This window comes from Aeromonas sp. MdU4 (assembly GCF_041929505.1).
Taxonomy (GTDB): Bacteria; Pseudomonadota; Gammaproteobacteria; order Enterobacterales; family Aeromonadaceae; genus Aeromonas.
In genome coordinates, this window is sequence record NZ_JBHFMW010000034.1 from 39,693 (window position 1) to 57,677 (window position 17,985).

General features: G+C 61.7%; 17 protein-coding genes. 11 read left to right on the top strand and 6 right to left on the bottom strand.

Annotated elements, in window-relative coordinates; translation table 11 throughout:
* Positions 1 to 16: 16 nt before the first annotated feature.
* The 3 genes from ACE1BR_RS20355 to ACE1BR_RS20365 form a co-directional block, all read right to left on the bottom strand.
* A complete protein-coding gene (locus ACE1BR_RS20355; RefSeq protein WP_374873494.1) occupies positions 17 to 700 on the bottom strand; it encodes a ChrR family anti-sigma-E factor in 684 nt (227 codons plus the stop codon).
* Positions 693 to 1,262: a sigma-70 family RNA polymerase sigma factor gene (locus tag ACE1BR_RS20360; protein WP_374873575.1), complete on the bottom strand. Its 570-nt coding sequence runs from the start codon at positions 1,260 to 1,262 to the stop codon at positions 693 to 695. Before ACE1BR_RS20360 ends, ACE1BR_RS20355 begins: the two co-directional genes overlap by 8 nt.
* 140 nt (positions 1,263 to 1,402) lie before the next feature.
* Entirely contained in the window at positions 1,403 to 1,969 is a 567-nt protein-coding gene (locus ACE1BR_RS20365) for an LON peptidase substrate-binding domain-containing protein (RefSeq protein WP_374873496.1), read from the bottom strand.
* 137 nt (positions 1,970 to 2,106) lie between these two features.
* Between ACE1BR_RS20365 and ACE1BR_RS20370 the strand changes: the two genes are divergently transcribed.
* From ACE1BR_RS20370 to mgtE, 11 genes are all read left to right on the top strand, one after another.
* Positions 2,107 to 2,283, top strand: coding sequence for a hypothetical protein (locus ACE1BR_RS20370; RefSeq protein WP_374873498.1), 177 nt, complete (start codon positions 2,107 to 2,109; stop codon positions 2,281 to 2,283).
* Complete coding sequence (gene argS, locus ACE1BR_RS20375; protein WP_042059472.1) at positions 2,280 to 4,025, top strand: arginine--tRNA ligase; 1,746 nt, start codon at positions 2,280 to 2,282, stop codon at positions 4,023 to 4,025. The genes ACE1BR_RS20370 and argS overlap by 4 nt, the downstream gene beginning before the upstream one ends.
* 3 nt (positions 4,026 to 4,028) lie before the next feature.
* Entirely contained in the window at positions 4,029 to 4,874 is an 846-nt protein-coding gene (locus tag ACE1BR_RS20380; protein ID WP_374873500.1) for an SPOR domain-containing protein, read from the top strand.
* 187 nt (positions 4,875 to 5,061) lie between these two features.
* The gene (gene hslV, locus ACE1BR_RS20385) at positions 5,062 to 5,595 is read left to right on the top strand and encodes an ATP-dependent protease subunit HslV (protein ID WP_184236925.1); all 534 of its coding nucleotides are present in this window, start codon (positions 5,062 to 5,064) and stop codon (positions 5,593 to 5,595) included.
* Positions 5,596 to 5,659: 64 nt separating this feature from the next.
* A complete protein-coding gene (gene hslU, locus ACE1BR_RS20390; RefSeq protein WP_102989843.1) occupies positions 5,660 to 6,988 on the top strand; it encodes an HslU--HslV peptidase ATPase subunit in 1,329 nt (442 codons plus the stop codon).
* Positions 6,989 to 7,252: 264 nt separating this feature from the next.
* Positions 7,253 to 7,894, top strand: a complete 642-nt coding sequence (locus tag ACE1BR_RS20395) for a TetR/AcrR family transcriptional regulator (RefSeq protein WP_374873503.1) — start codon at positions 7,253 to 7,255, stop codon at positions 7,892 to 7,894.
* A gap of 85 nt (positions 7,895 to 7,979) precedes the next feature.
* Positions 7,980 to 8,948, top strand: a complete 969-nt coding sequence (gene hlyD, locus ACE1BR_RS20400) for a secretion protein HlyD (RefSeq protein WP_374873504.1) — start codon at positions 7,980 to 7,982, stop codon at positions 8,946 to 8,948.
* Positions 8,945 to 10,714 carry an ATP-binding cassette domain-containing protein gene (locus tag ACE1BR_RS20405; RefSeq protein WP_374873506.1) on the top strand — a complete coding sequence of 590 codons (1,770 nt, stop codon included), beginning with the start codon at positions 8,945 to 8,947 and terminating at the stop codon, positions 10,712 to 10,714. Before hlyD ends, ACE1BR_RS20405 begins: the two co-directional genes overlap by 4 nt.
* Positions 10,711 to 11,820: an ABC transporter permease gene (locus ACE1BR_RS20410; RefSeq protein ID WP_374873508.1), complete on the top strand. Its 1,110-nt coding sequence runs from the start codon at positions 10,711 to 10,713 to the stop codon at positions 11,818 to 11,820. Before ACE1BR_RS20405 ends, ACE1BR_RS20410 begins: the two co-directional genes overlap by 4 nt.
* Positions 11,821 to 11,823: 3 nt before the next feature.
* A complete protein-coding gene (locus tag ACE1BR_RS20415) occupies positions 11,824 to 12,912 on the top strand; it encodes an ABC transporter permease (protein ID WP_374873510.1) in 1,089 nt (362 codons plus the stop codon).
* A gap of 162 nt (positions 12,913 to 13,074) precedes the next feature.
* Entirely contained in the window at positions 13,075 to 14,499 is a 1,425-nt protein-coding gene (gene mgtE, locus ACE1BR_RS20420; protein ID WP_374873512.1) for a magnesium transporter, read from the top strand.
* Between the two features lie 71 nt (positions 14,500 to 14,570).
* On the opposite strand, the gene ACE1BR_RS20425 is transcribed toward mgtE, so the two are convergent.
* The 3 genes from ACE1BR_RS20425 to ACE1BR_RS20435 all read right to left on the bottom strand — a co-directional run bounded on the left by ACE1BR_RS20425 (position 14,571) and on the right by ACE1BR_RS20435 (position 17,928).
* Positions 14,571 to 15,557: a hypothetical protein gene (locus tag ACE1BR_RS20425; RefSeq protein ID WP_374873514.1), complete on the bottom strand. Its 987-nt coding sequence runs from the start codon at positions 15,555 to 15,557 to the stop codon at positions 14,571 to 14,573.
* Between the two features lie 284 nt (positions 15,558 to 15,841).
* Positions 15,842 to 16,807: an ABC transporter permease gene (locus tag ACE1BR_RS20430; RefSeq protein WP_374873516.1), complete on the bottom strand. Its 966-nt coding sequence runs from the start codon at positions 16,805 to 16,807 to the stop codon at positions 15,842 to 15,844.
* 2 nt (positions 16,808 to 16,809) lie between these two features.
* Complete coding sequence (locus tag ACE1BR_RS20435; protein ID WP_374873518.1) at positions 16,810 to 17,928, bottom strand: ABC transporter permease; 1,119 nt, start codon at positions 17,926 to 17,928, stop codon at positions 16,810 to 16,812.
* Positions 17,929 to 17,985: the final 57 nt, after the last annotated feature.

A 17,985-nucleotide genomic window follows, 5' to 3' on the forward strand; every position in this document is an offset into this window, starting at 1 on the left:
GGTTTTTCGGCGCCCCTTAGTAAAGGTGCTGGCTGATGCCGTTAAGCAGCCGCGACAGCCCCTTGGTGAACTGCACCGGCGCATCCTGCACCGTGTAGCAGAGGCAGCCATCCGGCGTGCACGGGCTGTGGGCATGGCTGGCATCGCGCCAGATAAAATCCCCGGCCTGATAGAGGGTGTCGCCATCCTGAATATTGCCCGCCAGTAGCAGGGTCAGCTCATAGCCCTGATGAGTGTGTTCGGGGATGCGACCGCCCGCCTCAATATGGAGCAGGCTGGCACGCGCCCCCATCTCGTCCAGCGGCAGACTCTGCTGACGAATGGCCCCGATATGGCGCCACTTGGGCGAGCGGTAGCGGGCCAGCGCCCGCGGCAAACGGTAGGTATGACCGGCCACCTCCAGCTCGCCGTGCTGGGCTCGGGGCTGGTCATGTGTTGGCTCGGACAGCGGCTTAGCCAGAATCTCCGCCAGCATGGCGTCAAATCCGGCGTCCAGCACCACTTCATCGGAGGGGGTCAACTCAGGCTCTGCTGGTGAAGCAAGATATTGCTGCGCCAGCTCCTCTTCGAATGTTTTCAGCCGGGCAGCGCAATCAGGGCAGAGTTCACAGTGGGCGGAGAGCCCCACCGCCAGCGGCAGAGGAAGCTCGTCGGCGGCGAAGGCGCGCAGCATAGGGTCGGTCGGATGGGCTTTAATCATGGCCTTGCTCCACTTGCTCTTTCAATTTCTGTAGCGCCAGTCTGCGGCGGGACTTGATGGTACCGAGCGGCACGCCAAGGCGCTCCGCCAGCTCCTGCTGGGAGAACTCCTGCAGATAGATGCCACGCACCACCTGCTGTTGCGGCTCCGGCAGGGTGCCCAGATAGTGGGCCATCTGACGGGTCAGCACAGCATCTTCCCCCCCGCTCAGGTGCTCCTCTTCGGCCTGAAACTCCAGCACCGGCCACAGCTCCTCGGCACAGAGATCCTCCTTGCTGGCGCGACGACGACGCAACATGTCGAAACACTGATTGCGCATCACGGTATAGATCCAGGTAGTCGGCGCCCCCTTCTCGGGGTGGTAGAGGCGAGCCTTCTGCCACACCAGCAGCATGGTCTCCTGTACCAGCTCCATGGCGTTGGCTTCGCTACCGAGGTGGCGCAGGCCGTAGCTGCGAATGCGCGGCGCGAAGTGCTGGAACAGGCGGGCAAACGCGGCCTTGTCGGCCTGCTCTGCCACCCTGATCAGCAGAGATTTGAGGTCGCCATCCGGGTTCTCCATCACGGGCGAGATCCTGTGTCTGGTCGGTTGTAGTTGGCCAGTATATGCCATTGCGCCATCCCTTTGGTGTGCCGTAAAGCGTGCGGTGGTGATGACTGGTACGGCCCTGCGCCACTGGCGGATCAGTGGGTCAGGAAAAATCAGTGGCTGGCCACCAGCACCCCCTTGAGCAGGGTCAGTGCAGGCTGACTGTCAGTGGATGCCAGCAGCAGCTGTTTCTGCTGAGCCGGAATGGGCAGCACCTCCAGCCAGCGCTGGGCCACCCAGTTGCCATCGCCCCAGCGTGGGTCGGGATAGAGGGCTGCATAGTCGGGATAGTCGGCAAACACCTCCCGCAGCGCGTCTACCAAAGGTTGCTGATCGGGATGAAGCCGGTGTGGCGGCCAAGCCGGCAGCGGGGTGACTTCGCCAATGCGCAGGCCGTCCTGCTCTTGCCACAAATCGTCGATCTGCACCCGCGCCATCCCCTGCACCGTGATCCCCAGCATGCCGTCCGGCAAGCGGTCGAAATCGATGAGGCTAACCCGGGTGGCGATGGGCAGCATATTGCGCAGGGCGTCGGGCTGACGCGGGTCCACCATGCAGAGGGCAAAACCGGACTCCCCCGCCTCGGCAATCATCCGCTGGTATCTCGGTTCAAAGATCCGCAGCGGCATGACGCCACCGGGCAGCAGGTGAGCAGATAGGGGAAACAGCGCCAGTCGCATCGCAAACTCCTCGGTTGGGAACCTCTGTTGATACGCCAGGCCAGAGGGAGGAGATCATTCCCGTCATCGGTAAAGGAAAAAACCCTTAACAATCAGGGGAAAATAGCCTGGACAAGCCGCTTCGATATGCAGTAGAAATGGATAAGCACCATATCGCGGTCAATCTTCCGGATATTGGTGCCAAAAGCAGTGAAATATCCGCCCGACAGCGAGCGGCGGGTCATCCCTATAGTTTTCTCGGGCCGATGCGGGTAAAATTCACGCCCTTATATATCAGTCATTTTTCGACGCGCAACCTTGGTGGTCAGTTATGAAAGAGCATATTCATCATCTACTTGAACAAACGGTAGCCAATCTCAAGTCAGCAGGCGTCCTGCCGGCAGACCTGGAAGCCCGCGTGCAAGTAGACCGATGCAAGGAAAAAGCTCACGGCGACCTGGCTACCAACCTGGCCATGCTGCTGGCCAAACCGGCCCGCAAGAATCCCCGTGAGCTGGCAGCTGCCATTATCGAGCACCTGCCCGCCTCCGACCTGATCGCCAAGGTCGAGATCGCCGGTCCCGGCTTCATCAACTTCTTCTTCGACCAGCGCTGGCTGGCCGGTCAGGTCGAGGCTATGGTGACCTCTGCCAACGCCAACGTGAAGTTGCCGACCCCGCAGACCGTGGTGGTGGACTACTCTGCCCCCAACGTGGCCAAAGAGATGGCCGTGCACCACATCCGCTCCACCGTACTCGGTGATGTAGCGGCGCGCGCGCTGGAGTTCCTCGGCCACAAAGTTATCCGTGCCAACCACATCGGCGACTGGGGCACCCAGTTCGGCATGTTGATCGCCTATCTGGAGAAGATGTCCAACGAGCATGCCAGCGACATGGCGCTCAAGGACCTGGAAGCCTTCTACACCCAGGCCAAGCGTTGCTACGACGAAGACGAAGCCTTCGCCGAGCGTGCCCGTAACTACGTGGTGAAACTGCAAGGTGGCGATGAGTACTGCCGTACCATGTGGAAGAAGCTGGTCGACATGACCATGGAACAGAACCAGATCAACTACGACCGCCTGAATGTCTCCCTGACCAACAAGGACATCATGGGCGAGTCCATGTACAACGACATGCTGCCGGAAATCGTTGCCGACCTGAAAGCCAAGGGGCTGGCGGTCGAGAGCGAAGGCGCTACCGTGGTCTTCCTGGACGAGTTCAAGAACAAGGATGGCGAGGCCATGGGCGTCATCATCCAGAAGAGCGATGGCGGTTTCCTCTACACCACCACCGACATCGCCTGTGCCAAATACCGTTATGAGACGCTGGGCGCCGACCGTGTCATGTACTTCATCGACTCCCGTCAGCACCAGCACCTGATGCAGGCCTGGACCATCACCCGCAAAGCGGGCTATGTACCGGAATCCGTACCGCTCGAGCACCACGCCTTCGGCATGATGCTGGGCAAGGATGGTCGTCCCTACAAGACCCGCTCCGGTGGTACCGTCAAGCTGGTTGATCTGCTGAATGAAGCCGAAGAGCGCGCCGCTGCGCTGCTGGAGAGCCGCAACAGCGACCTCTCTGCCGAAGAGAAGGCCAACGTGGTCAACGCCATCGCCATGGGCGCGGTGAAGTATGCGGATCTCTCCAAGAACCGTACCACCGACTACATCTTCGACTGGGACATGATGCTGTCGTTTGAAGGCAACACTGCTCCTTACCTGCAGTATGCCTACACCCGTATCCAGTCCATCTTCCGCAAGGCCAACATCGATGCCGAGACGCTGACCGGCAACGTAACCCTGAACGAAGAGGCCGAAGAGGTGCTGGCCCAGAAGCTGATCCAGTTCTCCGACGCGGTCAACGGCGTTGCTGACAAAGGCATGCCGCACCTGCTCTGTACCTACCTGTACGAGTTGTCCGGCAACTTCATGACCTTCTATGAAGCCTGCCCGATCAACAAGGATGGCGTGGACGAAGCGACCCGTCAGAGCCGTCTGCTGCTGTGCGCCGCCACCGCCAAGGTGCTGAAACTGGGCCTCGGCGTACTGGGCATCCATACCCTGGAGCGCATGTAATAGATGGCAACCCGGGATTATGTCGGCAGCCGCCCGCGACGTCGGGCGGGTGGCCGCAATACCAAGAAAGCGGCTCCTCGCCGCTTTCCTGTTATTCCAGTGCTGCTGGTCGCAGCGCTGCTGGCGGGCTTTGGCGGCTTTCTCTACATGATCAATGGCAAGGGCCACGACGCCCCCACCATTGAGGAGCAGGTGAAGGCCAACAAGCCAAAAGCACAGAATAACGGGCTGCCTCAGGAGAAGTGGAGCTATATCGAACGGCTTGAGAACAAGCAGGTCGATATCATAGAGCCGCCCACCCAGCCGGGTGTGTTGCCACCACAGCCTGCAGATACCATGACGCTGCAGCCGGAAAAGTTGCCGCAACCGGTACCGACCGACATTCCCCAGCCGGGAACACCGGTCGGCCAACCCAAGCCCTATCTGCCCAATCCGGCGACCACGCCTCCCACTTCCGGCGCGCCGGTTGCCAGCGCGCAGGAGCAGGTGATCGACCGCAAGGCCGAGCGGGAACGGATGGAGCGGGAGATCCGCGCCGAGCTGGAACGGGAGCGGGCCGAAGCGGCCAAGGCCAAAGCGGCCACCCCGCCTGCCAAGACCGCAGCCGCCGATAGCGGTCGCTACATGATGCAGTGCGCCGCCCTGCGCTCGCAGGAGTCTGCAGAGTCGCTCAAGGCACGTATCGCCTTCACCGCCGGTCTCTCTTCCAGCCTGCAGGTGATCAATGGCGCCAACGGCACTGTCTACAAGGTGATGGTGGGCCCCTTCAACGGCAAGGCTGCCGCCGACGCGGCTAACAGCAAGCTGCAGAGCTCCGGCATCAGCGGCTGCATTCCCAAGAAAGGGTAAATCTCTTACCGATGACGCAGGGCCAGGTGGCAACACCCGGCCCTGTTCTTTTGGTGCCACTCGCACCCACGCTGTTTGCTACCCCGTTTATCCCGACCAAAGGCAGGGTTGAAAAGCCGGTGTGCCATCCCCATCTTTCTTGCCATGCACAGTCAGGCCGTCATTCGGCTCAAGCGAGGTAAGTAAAGTGACTACCATAGTTTCAGTTCGCCGCAACGGTCAGGTCGTCATCGGTGGCGATGGCCAGGTTTCTCTTGGCAACACCGTCATGAAGGGCAACGCCCGCAAGGTTCATCGTCTCTATAACGGCAAGGTGCTGGCCGGTTTCGCTGGCGGTACTGCCGACGCCTTCACTCTGCTCGAGCGTTTCGAAGCAAAACTGCAGGCCCATCAGGGTAATCTGGAGCGCGCCGCCGTGGCGCTGGCCAAAGATTGGCGCACCGATCGCGCCCTGCGCCGCCTTGAAGCGCTGCTGGCCGTCGCCGACGAGCACAAATCCTTCATCATCACCGGTAACGGTGACGTGGTGCAGCCGGAGCACGATCTCATCGCCATCGGCTCGGGCGGCAACTTCGCCCAGTCCGCCGCCATCGCGCTGCTGGAAAACACCGAGCTGGATGCCAGGACCATTGTCGAGAAGTCCCTCAAGATTGCGGGCGACATCTGCGTCTTCACCAACGGCAACCACACCATTGAAGTGCTGGATTATTCAGATAAATAAACCAGCCAAGTAACCCATTTTCCAAGGGGTGGGTGCGGCCCGCCCCGGATACAGGAATGCCATCATGTCCGAGATGACCCCGAGAGAAATCGTCCACGAGCTGGATCGTCACATCATTGGTCAGGCCGATGCCAAGCGCGCCGTTGCCGTTGCCCTGCGCAACCGCTGGCGCCGGATGCAACTCAACGAAGAGATGCGCCATGAAGTGACCCCGAAAAACATCCTGATGATCGGCCCGACCGGTGTCGGTAAAACCGAGATCGCCCGTCGTCTGGCCAAACTGGCCAACGCCCCCTTCATCAAGGTGGAAGCGACCAAGTTCACCGAAGTGGGCTATGTCGGCAAGGAAGTGGACAGCATCATCCGCGATCTGACCGATGCCGCCATCAAGCTGGTGCGCGAAACCGAGATGGAGAAGATGAAATACCGCGCCGAGGAAGCCGCTGAAGAGCGCATCCTCGACGCCCTGCTGCCCAACCCGCGCAATACCTGGGGTGAGGAAGAGAAGGCCGACAACTCCAACACCCGCCAGATCTTCCGCAAGAAACTGCGGGAAGGTCAGCTGGATGAGAAAGAGATCGAGCTGGAGCTCTCCGCCTCCCCGATGGGCGTCGAAATCATGACCCCGCCGGGCATGGAAGAGATGGCTAACCAGCTGCAGGGGCTGTTCCAGAACCTGGGCCAGAACCAGAAGAAGAAGCGCAAGATCAAGGTCAAAGAGGCCATGAAGGCGCTGATCGAAGAGGAAGCGGCCCGTCTGGTCAATCCGGAAGAGCTGAAGCAGAAAGCGATCGCTGCAGTCGAAAACAACGGCATCGTCTTCCTCGACGAGATCGACAAGATCTGTAAACGTGGCGAGAGCTCGGGCCCCGATGTCTCCCGTGAAGGGGTACAGCGCGACCTGCTGCCACTGGTTGAAGGTTGCACCGTCAACACCAAGCACGGCATGGTCAAGACCGACCACATCCTGTTTGTCGCCTCCGGCGCCTTCCAGATCGCCAAGCCGTCAGATCTCATCCCCGAGCTGCAGGGCCGTCTGCCGATCCGGGTCGAGCTGACCGCGCTGACCACAGATGACTTCGAGCGGATCCTGACCGAACCGAACGCCTCCCTGACCGATCAGTACAAGGCGCTGATGGCCACCGAAGGGGTCAACATCGAGTTCACCAAGGATGGTATCCGCCGTCTGGCCGAAGCGGCCTGGCAGGTCAACGAGCGTACCGAGAACATCGGTGCCCGTCGTCTGCACACCGTGATGGAGCGCCTGATGGAAGATATCTCCTACGATGCCTCCGAGAAGTCCGGCGAGACCTTTGTCATCGACACTGACTACGTCAACGCCCACCTCGGCAAGCTGATTGAAGACGAGGATCTGAGCCGCTTTATTCTGTAAGCGCGTCCAGCCGTCACGATTCAAAGCGCCTCCCCTGTGGAGGCGTTTTTTATTTCTCCCCTACCTCATTAATCTCACCCCAATCGACTCCTCATCTGCGACAACCCATTTAATCCAAAGACGTTTTCAAACCATCTCTTTCGAACGCCCGCCGTTTTTCATCTCTGCTGAAATTTGCTCAAAAAAAGATCTGTCTACTTCTGTGCGGTTGATTTATACATATGTATAAATCAGATCGAAATCTGTGCAACAGGAACTCGAAAGATGAATCCAACCCGGCAGAAACTGCTCGATACCGGCCTCGTTATCGCCACCGAGAAGGGGCTGCGCGGCCTGACGGTGCGCGAGCTGGCGGCGGCGGCCGAGGTGAACCTCGGCTCCTTCGTCTACCACTTCGGCAACCGCGACGCCTTTATCGACGAGCTGGTCGAGCTCTGGTACGCCCCCCTCTATGACGAGCTCAAGGCGGTAGCAGCCAAAGGCTCCTACCCCTCTGCCATCGCCATGTTCGAGGCCACCATGGAGGCGCTGATCGGGCTGGTGGCGCGCCAGCGCGGCTTTATCAACCACCTGTTTGGCGATGCGCTGGCTGGCGAAGGGGCGGCCCAGCGCTTTCTGCTCAGCCTGCCGCGCCGCCACCCTCTGCTGCTGATCGAGCAGGTACGGATGGCACAGGCGGAAGGGTCGCTGGTCGCGGGTCACCCCCTCCAGCTGATGATCTTCATCATGGGCTCGGTCGGCCTGCCGTTGGTGATCGCTGGCAGCGGTCGCCAGCTCGGCTGGCTGCCCGAACAGGCAGCCCCCTTTCTCAGCCAGATAGACAGCCCCGAGGCCGCCAGACAACGGCTGGTATGGGCCTTGCGCGGCCTGCGCCCCATCGACATGAAGGAAGGAGAAGCGGCATGAAACAACGCATCGCGATGGCAGCTCTGCTGCTGGCCGTTCTCAGTGGTTACCTCTGGTTGCAGAGCCATCCTCAAGGAGAAGTGCTATGAAGCAACGCATTGCAATCGTGGCCCTGCTGCTGACCGTTATCGGTGGCTACCTCTGGTGGCAGGGGCGCCCGGCCGACGGCTCCATCCTCTACGGTAATGTCGATATTCGCGACGTCAATCTGGCCTTTCGGGTCGGCGGCCGCGTCGATCAGATGCTGGTCGATGAGGGCGATAGCGTGAAAGCGGGTCAACTGCTGGCCCGCCTCGATCCGGTTCCCCTCACCCACAGCCGCGACAGCGCCCGCGCCAATCTGGCTGCGCTCACTGCCGCCAACGCCTTGATCCACAAAGGCTATCGCAGCGAAGAGACCGACCGCGCCCGGGCCGCACTGGCCGCCGCCGAGGCCGCTGCGCTGGAGGCAGACCAGCAGTGGCGCCGCCAGAGCGCATTGGCAGCCACCGGCGCCATCTCCCGCGGTCAGCTCGATACCGCCCGCTCCCAGCGAGATCAGACCCAGGCGCAGGTACGCTCCGCCCGCGAACAGCTCGCCCAGCTCGAAACCGGCTATCGCCCGGAAGAGATAGCCCAGTCCGATGCCCAACTGGAAGGCGCCAAAGCGGCGCTCGCCAGCGCCGAACTGGCGTTGGCGGATGCCAACCTGACCGCCCCCAGCGACGGCATCATCATCAGCCGCGCCGTCGAGAATGGCAGCATGGTGCAGAGCGGAGCGACCGCCTTCAACCTCTCCCTGACCGCGCCGGTCTGGGTGCGCGCCTATGTGGAGGAGCCCTGGCTCGGCCACTTCCCGAGCGGCGCCAAGGTGACCCTCACCACCGACTCGCGGCCGGATCAGCCCTATCACGGGGTGGTGGGCTTTGTCTCGCCGACCGCCGAGTTCACCCCGAAATCGGTGGAGACGCCGGACCTGCGCACTCACCTCGTCTACCGGCTGCGCATCGTGGTGCAGGATCCCGACCCGGCCCTGCGCCAAGGGATGCCGGTCACCGTCAGGCTGGCGCCATGAGCAGCGCAATCTATCTTGAGGGGCTCACCAAACGCTTTGGCGAGCGGGTCGCCCTCAACGCCATCTCGACCGCCATTCCGACCGGTGGCATCACCGGGCTGGTCGGCCCCGACGGCGCGGGAAAGAGCACTCTGCTGCGCCTGCTGGCCGGTCTGCTGATCCCCGAAGCGGGCACCATCCGGGTGCTGGGGCTGGATCCGGTGAGCGAGGGGGATCTGCTGCGTCAGCGCCTCGGCTACATGCCCCAGCAGTTCGGCCTCTACGAGGATCTCAGCGTGCTGGAGAACCTCACCCTCTACGCTGACTTGCGCGGCGTACTGGAGCCCGAACGCACGCCCACCTTCGCGCGGCTGCTCGCCTTCACCGATCTTGCCCGCTTCACCGCACGACCGGCGGGCAAGCTCTCTGGCGGGATGAAGCAGAAACTCGGGCTGGCCTGCGCCCTGCTCGGCACCCCGGATGTGCTGCTGCTCGACGAACCCGGGGTCGGGGTCGATCCCATCTCTCGCCGCGCCCTCTGGCAGATGGTGCGCGAGCTGGCAAAAGGGGGGATGACGGTGCTCTGGAGTACCGCCTATCTCGATGAGGCGGAGCTGTGCGACCACGTGCTGCTGATGGCGGATGGCGAGGTGCGCACCAGCGGCACGCCAGCCGATCTGATGGGAGCCATGGCCAGCCGCTGCTGGCTGCTGGAGGCGGGGCAACTGGATGGCCGCGAGCGGCGCGCTCTGCTGCGCCGGGCGCTGGCTCACCCAGCGGTGATGGATGGCGCGGTAGCGGGGGAGCGGGTTCGCCTGCTGCTGCACCCGGGCATGACACCCCCGCCGCTCCCGGAGCTGCAGCTGGCTAACGGCGCCTTTCAACCGGCCCAACCCCGGCTGGAGGATGCCTTTATCGACCTGCTCGGCGGCGGCCCCGGTGGGGAGTCGAGTCTGGCGGCCGGGATGCGGGAAGCCGAACTGCCACAGGGGGTCTCCCCCGAGGCGGTGATCGAGGCGCGCCACCTCACCAAGCGCTTCGGCGATTTTGCCGCCACCGATGATGTCAGCTTTGCGGTGCGCCGCGGCGAGATCTTCGGCCTGCTCGGCCCCAACGGGGCGGGCAAGTCCACCACCTTCAAGATGGAGTGCGGCCTGCTGCGCCCGAGCGAGGGACAGGCGCTGGTGACCGGCATCGATCTGGCCCACAGCCCCTCGGCGGCGCGCCAGCGTCTCGGCTACATGGCGCAGAAGTTCTCCCTCTACAAGCAGCTCACCGTGGCGCAGAACCTCTCCTTCTTCGCCGGTATCTACGGCCTGTTCGGCCGCCACCAGCAGACGCGGATCGACGCCATGGTGACTGCCTTTGCCCTCGCCCCCTGGCTTGATCAGAAGGCGGAATCCCTGCCGCTCGGCCTGCGCCAACGCTTATCGCTGGCCAGCGCCCTGCTGCACGAGCCGCCGCTGCTGTTTCTCGACGAGCCCACCTCCGGGGTCGATCCGGTGACCCGGCGCGAGTTCTGGTCGCACATCAACGCGCTGGCCGACCACGGAGTCACCGTGCTGGTCACTACCCACTTTATGGATGAGGCGGAATATTGCGACCGCATCGCCCTCATCTATCGCGGCAAGCTGCTGGCGCTCGGCACCCCGGACGATCTCAAGGGGCTGGCCGCCCAAGAGGCGGCGACCTCTTTGCCAACCGGCTCCTTGCCGACCTGTTCTTTGCCAACAATGGAAGAGGCCTTTATCACCCTGGTCGAGCGGGCCAGCGAGGAGGACGCATGAGCATCAACCGTCGGCGACTGCTGGCCCTCTGCCGCAAGGAGACGCTGCAAATCGTCCGTGACCCGAGCAGCATTCTCATCGCCTTCATCATGCCGGTGGTGCTGCTGGTGGTGATGGGTTACGCCATCAATCTGGATGTGGACCACCTGCGCCTCGGCATCTGGCGCACCGACAGCGGCGCCCCGGCGGTGCGGCTGGAGCAGGCCCTGCGCGGCTCTACTGCGCTGGAGATCCACAGCGGCCCGAGCAAGGAGTCCCTGCTCGCCAGTCTGGCCCGTGGCGAGATCCGCGGCCTGCTGGTGATCGACGACGGCTTCTCCCGCGCCATGGCCGGTCAGGGCAATGGCACGCCGCAGGCGCTGCTGCTGACCGATGGCTCCGAGCCCAACACCGCCAACTTCGTCACCAACTATGTGCAGGGGATCTGGCAGGGGTGGCTCGCTGGCGAGGGGGTCACCATGCCGGTGTCGATAGAGAGCCGCGCCTGGTTCAACCCGGCGCTGGTGAGCCGCAACTTTCTGGTGCCGGGCTCCATTGCGGTGGTGATGACCATCATAGGCGCCCTGCTCACCTCGCTGGTGGTGGCGCGGGAGTGGGAGCGCGGCACCATGGAGGCGCTGCTCGCCACCCCGGTCACCAAGGGGGAGCTGCTGCTCTCCAAACTGCTGCCCTACTATGGCCTTGGCATCATTGCCATGCTGCTCTGCCTGCTCTTCTCGGTGGCGGTGATGGCAGTGCCGTGGCGCGGCTCCCTGCTGCTGCTCTTTCTGGTCACCAGCGTCTTTCTCGGCAGCGCCCTCGGGCTCGGGCTGTTTCTCTCCACCGTGATGCGCAGCCAGTTCAACGCCGCGCAGGCAGCGCTGATCGCCGCCTTTCTGCCCGCGGTGATGCTGTCAGGCTTTGTGTTCGAGATCGCCAGCATGCCGCCGCTGCTGCGGGCCATCACCCACCTCATTCCAGCCCGTTACTTCGCAAGCTCGCTGCAGACCCTCTATCAGGCGGGCAGCGTCTTCTCGATCCTGCTGGTCAACGGTTTCTGTCTGCTGCTGCTGGCGGGTTTCTGGCTGGCCCTGACCGCCCGCAAGACGCGGCGCACTCTGGAGTAACCCATGCTGATCCGACTCTGGTGGCTGATCCGAAAAGAGCTGCAGGCCCTGATGGGCAATACTCAGGGGCGCTTTCTGCTCATCATGCCGGTGCTGCTGCAAACCGCCCTCTTCCCGTTCGCCGCCACTCTGGAGGTGACCGGCAACACGCTGGCCATCTACAACCAGGATGGCGGTGCCCAGAGCCGCGAGCTGCTGGAGCGCCTCACCCATATGCCCGCCTTCACCACCATCATCCCGGTGCAAGGCGAGGCGGGCATGACCGAGGCCATCACCGGGCAGCAGGCGCTGCTCGGGCTGATTATTCCGGGCGATTTCTCGCGTCGGCTGGCGCGGGGCGAACCGGCCAAGGTGCAGCTGATTATCGATGGACGCCGCTCCAACGGCGGTCAGGTGGCGGCGGGTTACATCAGTCAGGTGATCGCCCGCTGGCAAAGTGAGGGCAAGGGGCAACCCGAGCTGGCGGTACGCAACCTCTACAACCCCAACGTCGAGTTCCACTGGCATATCCTGCCGGCGCTGGTGGCCATCATCACCACCACCGGCTGTCTGATCGTCACCGCCCTCTCGGTCGCGCGGGAGCGGGAAGAGGGCACCTTCGATCAGCTGCTGGTCTCCCCCCTCACCGCAGGCTGGATCATGGCGGGCAAGGCGGTGCCCGGCATCATGGTGGCGGTGGGACAAGGGTGCATAGTCGCGCTGGCCGCCCGTTTTGTCTTTCACCTCCCCTTTGCCGGCAGCCTCAGCCTGCTGATGGCGGGCATGGTCTGCTACGGGCTGGCACTGGCCGGGATCGGGCTCTTCATCTCGTCGTTCTGCTCGACCCAGCAGCAGGCGTTTCTCGGGGTCTTCTCCTTCACCGTACCGGCGGTGATCCTCTCGGGCTACATCTCGCCGGTGGAGAACATGCCGCAGGTGTTCCAGTGGCTGGCGGCCATCGACCCCCTCACCCACTTCATCGTGCTGCTCAAGGGGGTCTTCCTCAAGGGGTTCGACTGGTCGGCCGCCTGGCCCCTGCTCTGGCCGCTGCTCGCCATCGCCGCCGTCACCCTGTCGCTGGCGCTCGCCATGTTCCGCCGCCATATCGCCTGAACCGCCCCGGTTCCGGGTTAATTAACAAGTATCCGGTGCCCCCAACCACCAGCCAACGAAGGGGGCGCCGGTTTTTACTCTGCTCAGCGTCATAACCAGTTGTTTTAAGTCTGGTATCCTATGGGCATTGAGCCCTTGGCTACCCTCTCAGGAATTCATCCCATGTCTCTTCCCATCAAGAACAGCGCCAGGCAGCGCGCGGAAGACAGATCCCGCATTCTCACCCTGCTGCTGCGCGATGACGCCCTCACCGACAGCCTGATCGACCCGCTGGCGACCCCGGACGCCGGACAGCTGGACCAGACCAGCGAAATCATCTCGCTGGTCAACGGCCTGCCCGCCGCCGATATCGCCGATGCGCTGGAGTCGCTGCCGCCCGATGAGCGCCACGCCCTGTGGCAGCTGGTACAGGAGGAGAAGCGGGGCCAGGTGCTGGTCGAAGCCTCGGAAACCGTATGGGAGAGCCTGATCAGCGGCATGAGCGACAAAGAGTTGCTGCACGCCCTGCGCACCCTGGATATCGACGACCAGATCTATCTGGGCCAATACCTGCCGCGCAACCTGATGGGGCGGCTGCTCACCTCCATGGCCCCCGCTGAGCGGGATCGGGTACGGGAGGTGATCCGCTACGGCAAACACACCGTCGGCGCCATGATGGATTTCGAGATCATCACCATCCGCCCGGAGGTGAGTCTGGCCACGGTGCAGCGCTATCTGCGCCTGCGCGGCAAGATCCCCGCCAACACCGACAAGCTGTTCGTCATCGACCGACGCAATCAACTGCAAGGGGAGCTGGCCCTCACCACAGTGCTGCTGCATAAACCCGCCACCCTGGTGAGCGATGTGATGGAGCGGGACCCGGTCACCTTCGATCCAGAGGATAACGACGAGGCGGCCGCCCGTACCTTCGAGCGGGATGACCTGCTCTCCGCCGCCGTAGTGGATGGCAAGGGCAAACTGATAGGCCGCATCACCATCGAAGAGATCGTGGATGTGGTCTACGAGGAGAGTGATACCGACCTGCGGCGGATGGGGGGTATCAGTGAGGATGAAGACGTGTTCGCCCCTGTCTCCAAGGCGGTCAAGACCCGCTGGGCCTGGCTGGCGTTGAACCTATGCACCGCCTTTGTCGCCTCGCGGGTGATCGGCATGTTCGAGCACACCATCTCCCAGCTGGTGGCGCTGGCAGCGCTGATGCCCATCGTCGCGGGGATCGGCGGCAACACCGGCAACCAGACCATCACCATGATAGTGCGGGCGCTGGCGCTGCAGCACATTCAGGCGGGCAACCTCTCCTTCCTGCTGCTGCGGGAACTCGGGGTGGCCTTTATCAACGGGCTGGTGTGGGGCGGCACCATGGGCATTGCCACCTACCTGCTCTATCAGGATGCGGCCCTCGGCGCCGTGATGACCCTGGCCATGATGCTCAACCTGCTGGTAGCGGCCCTGATGGGGGTCATCATCCCCATGACCATGACCCGCCTCGGCCGCGACCCGGCAGTGGGCGCCAGCGTGATGATCACCGCCATCACCGACACCGGCGGCTTCTTTATCTTCCTCGGGCTGGCGACCCTGTTTTTGCTGTAAACAATCCGTTGAAAACAAGAAGGGAGCCGTTGGCTCCCTTCTTCCGTATCGCAATACTACCACTCACAGCTTTACTGTTTATCAGCAGTGATCAACAGCCCATCGAGCTCGGGGAACCCGATAACCAGCTGCTCTTGGTTTGCCGCCGAGGTATAGGTTGTCACATATGCAGTGACGCTTTGGTCTTTACCCACCTTGGCCAGCGCTGCCATCCAACTGTTTTCAATCTGGTTCAGATCTGACGATTGCTTGAAATCGCACTTGTCGCCAAAACCGGTAACATCCAGCTTGCTCAGACCCTTACTGGCCACCCCTTTCCCTTCCAGATGACAATTAGCCACTGGAAGCGCGATATCCACCGTCAACTCTCCACCATTATTGGCAGTATTCACGAAGGCAAACTCCTTACCGGCAGCATCATTCTGCTGCCAGGCTCCGGCCACCAGCTCACCTGTAGCTGATTTAATCGGGGTCAGCGCAACAAATCCCGCCCAGCCTGGATACAAAGGAGTATCAGCGCCATTAGGCAATTTACTCGTTGTGGTCAAATTGAGCGCCAGACGAGCTGACTCATTACCTTGCAAATCAATGACTGGGTAAGCTGGACGTACAATTCCGCGGCCTCTATCGAAACCCCTTTTGTCATCCTTGCCATCCGTTGTGCGGATGACAACCACCGGAGGAATTTTACCGACCTCTCTTTTTTGGCCCATCCAACCTGCCCACTGGGTATTAGACGTTCCTTTCATCGACAAAATCCAACGCTGCTCTACCCCATTTTTGGGATAAATCAACGCCAACCCATTCGGGCGATCCATCATTACTTGAGCCTTATGACCTGGATCTATCTGTAGCAAGTTGGCGCTATAAACTCCCCCGTCTTCGGGCAAGTAGGATAAACGAATGACAGGCGCACCAATCGGCTGGATATGTACTACTGGCGTGGTTTTGGTTTCCGGGGCGCTGCTGCTGCCACTATCTCCACCGCCGCCACCACAACCAGAGAGCAGGACGACTGTGCTGGCAAGGGCCAGAAGGGTTTTATTGCGTGTTTTCATCGTTGTTGTTATTCCTTCGCCATCGAGCCCTCAGGAAAAAGGGGCGATTAATTAAACGAATAGCTTAAAGGTCACCCACAAATGTGGTCGAGCCAATATCTGTAACTAATCATTACAAAAGAGGCATTTGAAATAATTCATTACCAACCGTACGAGCACTAATCCCTCACCACACTGCCGAGACACCGGGCGTGACAGCTCTTGAGAGTGAAGCAACACACTCTCCGCCCATAAAAAACAAGCCCACCGAAGTGGGCCTGTCGTTATCAGAGTGGTCGGGAGTGCTACTCCCTCTCCTTGGTATAGGGCGTACCGAGCGCTTTGGGCGCCACCGCACGACCGATAAAGCCCGCCAGCAGGAAGATGGTCAGAACATAAGGCAGCGCCTCGATGGCCTGCACCGGAATGGCAAAGCTGCCAATGCTGACGCCTTGCAGACGGATCGCCACCGCATCAAGGAAGGCAAACAGCAGACAGGCCGCCATCGCATTCCACGGACGCCACTTGCCGAACACCAGTGCCGCCAGCGCCATATACCCCTTGCCCGCACTCATGTTGGGAACGAACTGGGCGGTCTGGGCAACCGCCAGATAGGTACCGCCAATCCCCCCCAATATACCGGCAATCAGCAGTGCGGTATAACGCATGCGGATAACCGAAATACCGGCGGTATCGACCGCACCCGGCGCCTCACCCACCGCCCGCAGCCGCAGACCGAAACGGGTACGGAACAGCACCCACCAGGCCAACGGCACGCAAGCAAAGGCGGCATACTCCAGTATGGAGTGACCGCTCAGCAGTTCGCTGTAGAACTGGCCGATCACCGGCACATCGTAGAGCTCTTTGGCATACGGGAAATCGATCGGCGCAAAGCGGGCATCACCGGAAAGAGTCGGGGTCTTGCCGCCCATATCGAACCAGTAACGACCCAGGGTCGCGGTCAGACCGGCCGCCAGAATGTTGATGGCCATACCGCTCACCACCTGATCACCGCGGTGGGTAATGGTGGCAAAGCCATGGGTCAACACGAACAGGATCGAGACCAGCACCCCGGCACACAGCCCCAGCCAGGCAGAACCGGTAACGGCCGCTACCGCCGCACTGGCAAATGCCGCCACCAGCAGGATCCCCTCCAGAGCGATGTTGATAACGCCGGAGCGTTCGCAGAACATCCCTGCAATGGCAGCCAGGATCAACGGGGGAGCGGTCCGAATGGTCGAATCCAGCATCTGTATCAGAAGTTCATACATGATCAGGCTCCTTTGGCTTGTGCGGTTGAGCGGTTGGCAAAGGCCAGATAGAGCTGCTCGATGCGCGGACGCATCATGTGCTCAAGCGCCCCGCAGAACAGGATCACCAGACCCTGCAGCACCACCACTATGTTGCGGTCGACCCCATATTCGAAGCTGAGCTCAGCCCCGCCCTGATAGAGGAAACCGAACAACAGGCTGGCAAGAATGACCCCGATCGGGTGGTTGCGCCCCATCAGCGCCACCGCAATCCCGGTCACCCCAAACCCCTCAACGAAGTTGAGCTTGATCTGGTGCAGTTCACCCTGCAGCGCGTTGAGGGCGAAGAAGCCCGACAACATACCGGAGATGACCATGGCCAGGATCACCACCTTGGGGTAGGAGATACCGGCATAAGCGGACGCACTCTGACTGGCCCCGACCGCCCGGATCTGGTAACCCCAGCGGGTGTGCCAGATAAAGATCCATACCAGCGCCGCACAGATCAGCGCCCAGAAGAAGCTGATATTGAGCGGACTGGTGGGGATGTCGACCCCGAAGCCACCGAAAAACGCACTCATCTTGGGCAACCAGCTCGCCTCGGCAAACACCTTGGTCTCGGCAGACATCTGGCTGGATGGCTTTAACACCTCCACCAGCAGATAGGCCATCAAGGAGGCGGCGATGAAGTTGGACATGATGGTGGTGATAACGATGTGACTGCCGCGCTTGGCTTGCAGCCAGGCCGGAATAAAGGCCCAGGCCGCACCGAACAGACCACCAGCGATGATGGAGAGCGGCAACAGCAGGGCAAACGGCAGTACATCGCCGAGCAGCAGACAGACCAGACCCACCCCCAGACCACCGATATAGGCCTGACCTTCACCACCGATGTTGAACAACCCGGCATGGAAAGCGACCGCTACCGACAGACCGGTGAAGATAAAGCCGGTTGCGTAGTAGAGGGTATAACCAATCCCCTCACCGGTTTCGAAGGCACCAGACCACATGATCTTGGCGGCATCGACCGGATTGATGTCGAGGTAGTAGAAGAGAATGGCCGACACCAGGAAGGCCAACAGGATATTCGCCGCAGAGACCACGCCCACGGAGATCCAGGCTGGAATACGTTCTTGGCTCATCAGTGGGCCCCCTCAACAATTTCGTCAGGAACGATGTTAGCGTCCATCATCAAACCC

Excerpts from the sequence above, each read along its gene's own strand:
- ACE1BR_RS20355 (WP_374873494.1), bottom strand. The coding sequence starts at position 700 with ATGATTAAAGCCCATCCGACCGACCCTATGCTGCGCGCCTTCGCCGCC.
- ACE1BR_RS20370 (WP_374873498.1), top strand. The coding sequence starts at position 2,107 with ATGGATAAGCACCATATCGCGGTCAATCTTCCGGATATTGGTGCCAAA.
- mgtE (WP_374873512.1), top strand. The coding sequence starts at position 13,075 with ATGTCTCTTCCCATCAAGAACAGCGCCAGGCAGCGCGCGGAAGACAGA.
- ACE1BR_RS20365 (WP_374873496.1), bottom strand. The coding sequence starts at position 1,969 with ATGCGACTGGCGCTGTTTCCCCTATCTGCTCACCTGCTGCCCGGTGGC.
- ACE1BR_RS20435 (WP_374873518.1), bottom strand. The coding sequence starts at position 17,928 with ATGAGCCAAGAACGTATTCCAGCCTGGATCTCCGTGGGCGTGGTCTCT.
- ACE1BR_RS20415 (WP_374873510.1), top strand. The coding sequence starts at position 11,824 with ATGCTGATCCGACTCTGGTGGCTGATCCGAAAAGAGCTGCAGGCCCTG.
- argS (WP_042059472.1), top strand. The coding sequence starts at position 2,280 with ATGAAAGAGCATATTCATCATCTACTTGAACAAACGGTAGCCAATCTC.
- ACE1BR_RS20380 (WP_374873500.1), top strand. The coding sequence starts at position 4,029 with ATGGCAACCCGGGATTATGTCGGCAGCCGCCCGCGACGTCGGGCGGGT.
- ACE1BR_RS20425 (WP_374873514.1), bottom strand. The coding sequence starts at position 15,557 with ATGAAAACACGCAATAAAACCCTTCTGGCCCTTGCCAGCACAGTCGTC.
- ACE1BR_RS20360 (WP_374873575.1), bottom strand. The coding sequence starts at position 1,262 with ATGGAGAACCCGGATGGCGACCTCAAATCTCTGCTGATCAGGGTGGCA.
- hslU (WP_102989843.1), top strand. The coding sequence starts at position 5,660 with ATGTCCGAGATGACCCCGAGAGAAATCGTCCACGAGCTGGATCGTCAC.
- ACE1BR_RS20430 (WP_374873516.1), bottom strand. The coding sequence starts at position 16,807 with ATGTATGAACTTCTGATACAGATGCTGGATTCGACCATTCGGACCGCT.
- ACE1BR_RS20405 (WP_374873506.1), top strand. The coding sequence starts at position 8,945 with ATGAGCAGCGCAATCTATCTTGAGGGGCTCACCAAACGCTTTGGCGAG.
- hlyD (WP_374873504.1), top strand. The coding sequence starts at position 7,980 with ATGAAGCAACGCATTGCAATCGTGGCCCTGCTGCTGACCGTTATCGGT.
- ACE1BR_RS20410 (WP_374873508.1), top strand. The coding sequence starts at position 10,711 with ATGAGCATCAACCGTCGGCGACTGCTGGCCCTCTGCCGCAAGGAGACG.
- ACE1BR_RS20395 (WP_374873503.1), top strand. The coding sequence starts at position 7,253 with ATGAATCCAACCCGGCAGAAACTGCTCGATACCGGCCTCGTTATCGCC.